At 72.0% G+C, this 7,139-nt stretch carries 7 protein-coding genes and 1 pseudogene; 5 read left to right on the top strand and 3 right to left on the bottom strand.

Translation table 11 applies throughout. The annotated features are described in order from the left end of the window. The first annotated feature begins 21 nt into the window (after window positions 1-21). The 3 genes from AW274_RS41390 (at window position 22) to AW274_RS20105 (ending at window position 4,215) form a co-directional block, all read left to right on the top strand. On the top strand, window positions 22-567 hold the full coding sequence (locus AW274_RS41390; RefSeq protein WP_232320194.1) for a transcriptional regulator: 546 nt from the start codon (window positions 22-24) through the stop codon (window positions 565-567). After that, window positions 564-1,889, top strand: coding sequence for a PEP/pyruvate-binding domain-containing protein (locus AW274_RS20100; RefSeq protein ID WP_198169294.1), 1,326 nt, complete (start codon window positions 564-566; stop codon window positions 1,887-1,889). Before AW274_RS41390 ends, AW274_RS20100 begins: the two co-directional genes overlap by 4 nt. 70 nt (window positions 1,890-1,959) lie before the next feature. Then, complete coding sequence (locus tag AW274_RS20105) at window positions 1,960-4,215, top strand: catalase (RefSeq protein WP_062434471.1); 2,256 nt, start codon at window positions 1,960-1,962, stop codon at window positions 4,213-4,215. Between the two features lie 333 nt (window positions 4,216-4,548). Here the strand turns inward: AW274_RS20105 and AW274_RS20110 are convergent, their stop codons facing one another. Beyond that, window positions 4,549-4,866: a hypothetical protein gene (locus AW274_RS20110; RefSeq protein ID WP_157520480.1), complete on the bottom strand. Its 318-nt coding sequence runs from the start codon at window positions 4,864-4,866 to the stop codon at window positions 4,549-4,551. Between the two features lie 77 nt (window positions 4,867-4,943). Between AW274_RS20110 and AW274_RS20115 the strand changes: the two genes are divergently transcribed. Then, window positions 4,944-5,660, top strand: a complete 717-nt coding sequence (locus AW274_RS20115) for an HAD family hydrolase (protein WP_198169295.1) — start codon at window positions 4,944-4,946, stop codon at window positions 5,658-5,660. Window positions 5,661-5,905: 245 nt separating this feature from the next. Here the strand turns inward: AW274_RS20115 and AW274_RS43145 are convergent, their stop codons facing one another. Both AW274_RS43145 and AW274_RS43150 read right to left on the bottom strand, forming a co-directional pair. Then, window positions 5,906-6,010, bottom strand: coding sequence for a WYL domain-containing protein (locus AW274_RS43145; protein ID WP_439648776.1), 105 nt, complete (start codon window positions 6,008-6,010; stop codon window positions 5,906-5,908). Between the two features lie 354 nt (window positions 6,011-6,364). After that, a complete protein-coding gene (locus AW274_RS43150; RefSeq protein WP_269750597.1) occupies window positions 6,365-6,451 on the bottom strand; it encodes an HTH domain-containing protein in 87 nt (28 codons plus the stop codon). Window positions 6,452-6,662: 211 nt separating this feature from the next. Between AW274_RS43150 and AW274_RS20120 the strand changes: the two are divergent. Beyond that, window positions 6,663-7,139 (top strand): annotated as a pseudogene (locus tag AW274_RS20120) (IS5 family transposase); the annotation flags it as partial.

The following is a 7,139-nucleotide window of genomic DNA, read 5'->3' on the forward strand; positions in this document are numbered from 1 at the left end:
TGTTCTCAGTATGCTTCTCGGGTGCTGACCCTCCACACCCTGCGCTGCGCCGGCTCCACCACCCTCGCGCGGCTGGCCGAGATCGCCGGGCGGCCCGAGCCCGACGTCGAGTCGGAGCTGATCGACCTGGCCGTGGCCGGGCTGGTCACGTTCGAGCCGGGCCCCTTCGGCGGATGGGGCGTCACGCCGGCGGGCCGGGCCGCCCACGCCGCCTGGATCGCCGGCGAGCTCGCCGCCGCCGGCACCCGGCCCGCAGTGGCCGGGGCGCTCGACCGGTTCCTGCCGCTGAACGCCGAACTGCTCGACCTGTGCGAGGCGTGGCAGCTGCGGCCCGACACGCGGGTGCTCACGTTGCTCGACGACCTCGACCGGCGGGCCGAGCCCGTCTGCGCCGACCTGGCCGGGGCGCTGCCCCGGTTCGGGCGTTACCGCGAGCGGCTCGCCGGGGCGCTGGCCCGCGTACACGCCGGGGAGACCCGCTACGTGACCGACGACATGGCCTCCTACCACGTTATTTGGTTCCAGCTGCACGAAGACCTGCTGCTCACGCTCGGCATCCCGCGGTGAGGTGGGTCCATCCCCTCACGTCGGGGCGGCCGGCCGAGCTGGTCGGCGGGAAGGCCCACGGGCTGGGCGTGCTGACCCGGCTCGGGCTGCCGGTGCCCCCCGGGTTCGTCGTCGGCGCCGACGCCTGCCGCGCCTACCTGCGCGACGGCGTGCCGCCGAGCGGGCTGGCCTCAGAAGTGCGGTCGGCCCTCGCGGGCCTGGCCGCCGCCGAGGTGTCGGTGCGGTCGGGCGCGAGCGTGTCGATGCCCGGCATGATGACGACCGTCCTCGGCCTGCCCGCCGACCCCGTCGAACCGGTCCTGGACGCCGTCGCCGAGGTGTTCGCGTCGTGGCACACCCCCCGGGCCCGGACGTACCGGGACCTGAACGGCATCCCCCACGACCTCGGCACCGCCGTGACGATCCAGGCCATGGTGTACGGCGACCGCGACCCCCGCAGCGGAACGGGCGTCGCCTTCACCCGCGACCCGACCACGGGCGCGCCCGTCCCGTTCGGCGACGTCCTGTTCGGGCGGCGGGGCGACGCGGTGGTGTCGGGCCGGGAGCCGACCGTCCCGCTGGGCGGGCTGGCCGCGCGGGAGCCGCGCGTGTGGGCGGAGCTGACCCGCGCGATGGCGCGCGTCGAGGAGCACTACCGCGACGCCTGCTACCTGGAGTTCACCTACGAGAGCGGCGACCTGTGGTTCCTCCAGGTGCGCCCCGGCCGGTTCACCGGGGCCGCCGCCGTCGTGGTGGCGGCCGACCTGGCCGACGCCGGCGTCATCGACCGGACCGAGGCGCTGCTCCGGGTCGCCCCCGGCGACCTGCGGCGGGTCGCCCGCGTCACCGGCCCCGCCGACGTCGTCGCCCGGGGGCTGGGCGCCTGCCCCGGCGTCGCCACCGGCCGGGTCGCCACCAGCGCGGAGGCGGCGGTCCGGATGGCCGCCGCCGGGCCGGTCGTGCTGGTGCGGCCCGAGACCTCCCCGCTCGACCTGCGCGGCATGGCGGCCGCCGCCGGGATCGTCACGGCCCGGGGCGGCCTGGCCAGCCACGCGGCCGTCGTCGCCCGCGCGATGGGCCGGCCCGCCGTGGTCGGCGCGGCCGGGCTGGTCGTGGCGGCGGGCGCGTTCGGCGCCGGCGACCGCACGATCCCCGAGGGCGCGACCGTCACGATCGACGGGACCAGCGGCGTGGTGGCCCTGGGCGAGCCCGCCGTCACCGCGTCGCTCGCCGACGCCCACGTCCACCGGCTCCTCGGCTGGGCCGACGACGTCTCGGGCGACGCCTCCGACCGGCCCGAGCCCGAAAGGTTGTCGGCGGCCCAGGCCGTGCTGAGACAGTGATTCGGTCATTTTCCTCCCTTCTGTCGCGTGCCCGTCACGGAGCGTGGGCACGTGCGGGTGGGGGGACATCGTGAACAAGAAGGACAACCCGGTCGCCAAGGCCGTCGACAAGGTCATCGACGCCATCTCCGACCACGGCGGGGAGGAGATCCCGGGCCGGCCGGGGAGCATGCCGCCGCAGGTCGCCGAACCGGTCGAGCCGCGCGGGCCGCTGCCGCCCAAGCCCGACCAGCGCGGCCCCGACCCGTTCACGCCGACCGGGCAGCCCTCGGGCGAGACGACCGAGACCCGGGCGCAGGGCGGGTCGTTCCTGACCACCGCCACCGGCACCCGGCTGCCCGACACCGACCACTCGCTCAAGGCGGGCCCGCGCGGGCCGGTGCTGCTGCGCGACCACCACCTGCGCGAGAAGATCACCCACTTCGACCACGAGCGCATCCCCGAAAGGGTCGTGCACGCCCGGGGCGCGGCGGCCCACGGCGTCTTCCGCGGCTACGGCACCGCCGCCCAGGTCACCAAGGCCGCCTTCCTCGCCAAGGACGCCGAGACGCCGGTCTTCGTGCGCTTCTCCACCGTGCTGGGCTCGCGCGGATCGGCCGACGCCGTCCGCGACACCCGGGGGTTCGCGACCAAGTTCTACACCTCCGAAGGAATCTTCGACCTGGTCGGCAACAATATCCCGGTCTTCTTCATCCAGGACGCCATCAAGTTCCCCGACGTCATCCACGCCGGGAAGCCGCACCCCGACCGGGAGATCCCGCAGGCGCAGAGCGCGCACGACACGTTCTGGGACTTCGTCTCGCTGCACACCGAGGCGACCCACCACACCATGTGGAACATGTCCGACCGGGGCATCCCGAGGTCGTACCGGATGATGGAAGGGTTCGGCGTCCACACGTTCCGGCTGGTCGCCGCCGACGGCGGCACCGTGCTGGCCAAATTCCACTGGAAGCCGAAGGCGGGCGTGCACTCCCTGGTCTGGGAGGAGGCCCAGATCGTCAACGGCGTCGACCCCGACTTCCACCGGCGCGACCTGGCCGACGCCATCGAGGCGGGCGCCTACCCGGAGTGGGAGTTCGGCATCCAGGTCTTCCCCGACTCCCAGGACCAGACGTTCGAGGGCATCGACCTGCTCGACCCGACGAAGATCGTGCCGGAGGAGCTCGCGCCCGTGCAGCCGATCGGCCTGCTGACGCTGAACGCCAACCCGGTCAACTACTTCGCCGAGACCGAGCAGGTCGCCTTCCACGTCGGCCACCTTGTGCCCGGCATCGACGTCACCGACGACCCGCTGCTGGCCGGCCGCCTGTTCTCCTACCTCGACACCCAGATCACCCGCCTGGGCGGGCCGAACTTCGACCAGCTGCCGATCAACCGGCCGCACGCGCCGGTCAACGACATGCTGCGCGACGGCATGCACCAGACCGCCGTGCACACCGGGGTCGCGCCCTACCGGCCCAACTCGCTCGACGGCGGCTGCCCGTTCCAGGCGCCGGGCGGATACGTGGAGGCCCCGTTCCCGGTCGAGGCCGCGGCCCGCGGACGGGTGGCGCCCGCCTCCTACGACGACCACTTCAGCCAGCCGCGCCTGTTCTGGCTGAGCATGTCGCCGGTCGAGCAGGCGCACATCATCGCGGCGTACACCTTCGAACTGAGCAAGGTGTTCGAGCAGGCGATCAGGGAGCGGCAGCTCCAGGTGCTGGCGCGCGTCGACCCCTACCTGTGCGAGCAGGTGGCGCTCGGCCTCGGCCTGCCGGTCCCCGAGGGCAAACCCGAGGTGTACGTCGAGCCGAGCCCCGCGTTGTCGCAGGTCGGCCGCCAGTGGCCGACGGCGGGCCGGATCGTCGGCATCGTCGCGGGCGACGACCTCGACGCCCTGCGCACGGTCCGCCAGACGGTCCTCGACGGCGGCATGACGCCGCTGGTGATCGCCCCCGTGGGCGGCGTGCTGCCCGGCCCCGGCGACCCGGTGTCGGTCCAGCGCACCTTCGCCGCCGCCCGCTCCGTCGAGTTCGACGCGATCGTCGTGGCGGGCGCGCCCGCGCCGGGCGTCGACGCGATCGGCGCCCGCGACGCCAAGGCGGGGCTGAGCGGCCACGTCGACCCACGCGTCTCGCTCCTGCTGAACGAGGCCTACCGGCACGGCAAGCCGCTCGGCGGCTGGGACGGCGCGGCCGAGGCGTTCGCCTCGGCGGGCATCCCACCCGGCGCGCCCGGCGTGGTCGTCGGCGAGACGGGCCCGGCGGTCCTGGCGGAGGTGGTCACCCTGCTGGGCGGCCACCGCGTCTGGTCACGGTTCCCCGCCTCGCTCGGCCCGAACGCCTGAGGCGGTTGGGCGGTCAGGCCACGGCTGACAGTGGCCGGCCGCCCCATCGGATGCGTTTCTCGCTGCGGACGCGGGCGCGTTCACGGCGTTGGGATGGCGGGCATTGCCGTTGCGCCAGCGGCAGGGCCCGGGTCTGGACGGTGTGGTTGCGACGGTCGGAGCCTGCGATCGTGAACTGGCGTAGCGGCCCGAAGTGCGCCTCGATCGGGCTGGGGGCCGAACGTCGTCCTGGACGACCTCTTGGAACCTTCTCCGAGAGCGATATCCAGGTCGAACTCCGCTGACCTTTCGGGTTACCTCCGGCCCTAGACTGCGGTCACCTGAGTACGCGCCTCAGCACCATTCCTCGACGTAGAGCAGACGCCGCCCGGTTTCGTCCTCGAACTCGTAGCCCATGTACTCGCTGCCGTCGGCTGGGGAGTCAGCAGTGAACGCGTAATTCCGGCTTACCAGCTCCGACAGGGCATTCCGCTCATCGTCCATGACCCACCGCAGCTCGAAGCCGCCGGACGCCCCCAACAGCACGGGGAGATCGCGCCGGCGCATCCGACTCCGAACCGTTCTGGGGTCGAGCCTGCGTTTCCGCACCACCCAACTGCGACCGTCAGGATCGGTCAGTTCTCCCGAAGCGCCGGGATTCAGCCCAGACATGCCACAAGTCTCGTCCCACCTGCCCGCTGCTACGGTCGACCGGGTCGTCGGTTTCCGTTGAAATGCGAGGTTGACTCTTGATCAAGGGCGTGATGTTCGACTTCTCCGGGACGCTCCTGCGGATCGAACCCATAGAGCAATGGCTCCGAGGCGCCCTCGACGCCGACAGCCGGTTCGTCTTCGACGAGCCCGAGATCACCGCCTGCGCCGACCGTCTCACGCTCATGGGCGCCCAGCCCGGCGGTCCCGTCCCCCAGGTGATCCCCCCACACCTGGTGAACCTCTGGCGAGACCGCGACCTGACCGCCGATCGCCACCGAGCCTGCTACACCGCGCTGGCGCGAGAAGCCCACCTCCCCGACCCCGCTTTGGCCGATGCGCTCTACGAGCGCACTTTCCATCTCGTGGCCTGGCACCCCTATCCCGACACCAAGGACGTCCTCCGGGAACTCCGCTCGCGCGGAGTCCCCACGGCGGTGGTCAGCAACACCGGCTGGGACCTACGCCCCGTCTTCGAGTTCCACGGCCTGATCCAGTACGTCGACGTCTTCGTCCTCTCGTACGAGATCAACGTCATGAAGCCCGACCCGAGGATCTTCCAGCTCGCCTGCGACGCGCTGGGCCTCCCGCCCGACAGCGTCCTCATGGTCGGCGACGACCCCGAAGCCGACACGGGCGCCGCCACCCTCGGCTGCCAGGTGCGTCTGGTCGAGCCGCTGCCCGTCAGCGAACGCCCGGATTCTTTGACGCCCGTACTGGATCTGCTCCAACCCTCCGGAACCGCTCGCAGGTAGCGCTCGCCCAGCGCGCGGATCTCCGCGACGAGTCCAGACGGCCCGGTGACCTCGAAGTCGGCCCCCAGGATGCCCGAGATAGCAGGCCGACATCTGCGGCGTCGCAGGCGTCCTCGCCCAGCGATTCCACCAGGACCCCGGCCGGCAGCCGCTCGCGCACGTGCTCAGCCGGCGCGCGGACCGTCACCCGCGCTCGGCACTGCCAGGCGGCGGTGGCCAGGCCGGTCGCGACATGGCCGGCCAGGTCACCGCCGGATGCTCGCGAGGAGTGAACCGAGGGCGTTCGGTGTCTGCAGCCTGTCCACCCGGAACGTGCGCCAGTCGGACCTCGCGACGTCCCAGCCGACCAGGTATCAGCGCCCCGGCTGTGCGCGAGCCGAAGCGGCTCGACCGCGGCCGACGTAGTCGAACCGGATCCGCTCGTGGTCGCGCGGCGGCCGCGATGGCGGTGAGCGTGTCGGCGTCCACGCGAGGCCCCGCGTGCGGAAGCGGCACGAGATGAGCGCGCAGGCCGTTCACACGATGGCGAAGCCGCGACGGCAGCATCTGCTCCAGCTTGGTCAGGGCGCGCAGCGCCGCCTACTCGATGCCGAGGACCGTGTGAGTGGCGCCCACCCGCAGCCCGACCGCGACGGCGATCGCCTCCTTGTCGTCGAGCAGCAGCCGCGGCATTTGCACACCCGCCCCGAGCCGGTAACCGCCGGTCACGCCCGCACCGGACAGCCGAGCCCGCGCAGCCGTTCGACGTCGTTGCGCACGGTCCGCGCCGTGACGCCGAGACGTTCGGCCAGCTCGGGCCCGCTCTAGTCGTTGCGCCGTGTCCGACATGATGCAGATTCCGCCGAAATACAGGGACGGAGAGTTCCTGTATGGCTTCCAGATTCTCCGTCATGGACGCCACCGAGATCCGCCCGTTCCGCATCGACATCCCTTAGAGGCCCTAACAGAATGACTTCCGCTGTGCTTTGATCTCTCGCTGTAGCCCAGCGGAAGGCGTTGCAGGTGGCCAAGTCCAAGCCGTGGGAAGTCGACGACGAGCTGTGGGCGGTGATCGAGCCGTTGCTGCCCCGTCGTCAACGCCGGGTCCGGCATCCGGGACGTAAGCGGCTGGATGACCGGCTGGCCTTGCAGGGCATCTTGTTCGTGCTGCATACCGGGATCGCCTGGGAGCACCTGCCGCAAGAGCTGGGCTATGGGTCGGGCATGACGTGCTGGCGGCGCCTGGACGAATGGAACCGGGCCGGGATATGGCAGCGGCTGCATGAAGTTCTGCTCGATCGGCTCCGGAGTGTCGATGCCCTGGACCTGTCCCGCGCTGCGGTGGACTCCTCCCAAATCAGAGCGTTAAAAGGGGGCCGCAGACCGGACCGTCCCCGGTCGATCGAGGACGGGCCGGAAGCAAGCACCACCTGATCACCGACGCCACCGGCGTCCCGCTGGCGGTGATCCTGACCGGCGCGAACCGCAACGACGTCACCC

The sequence above is a fragment of the Herbidospora daliensis genome, from assembly GCF_001570585.1.
Lineage (GTDB): Bacteria > Actinomycetota > Actinomycetes > Streptosporangiales > Streptosporangiaceae > Herbidospora > Herbidospora daliensis.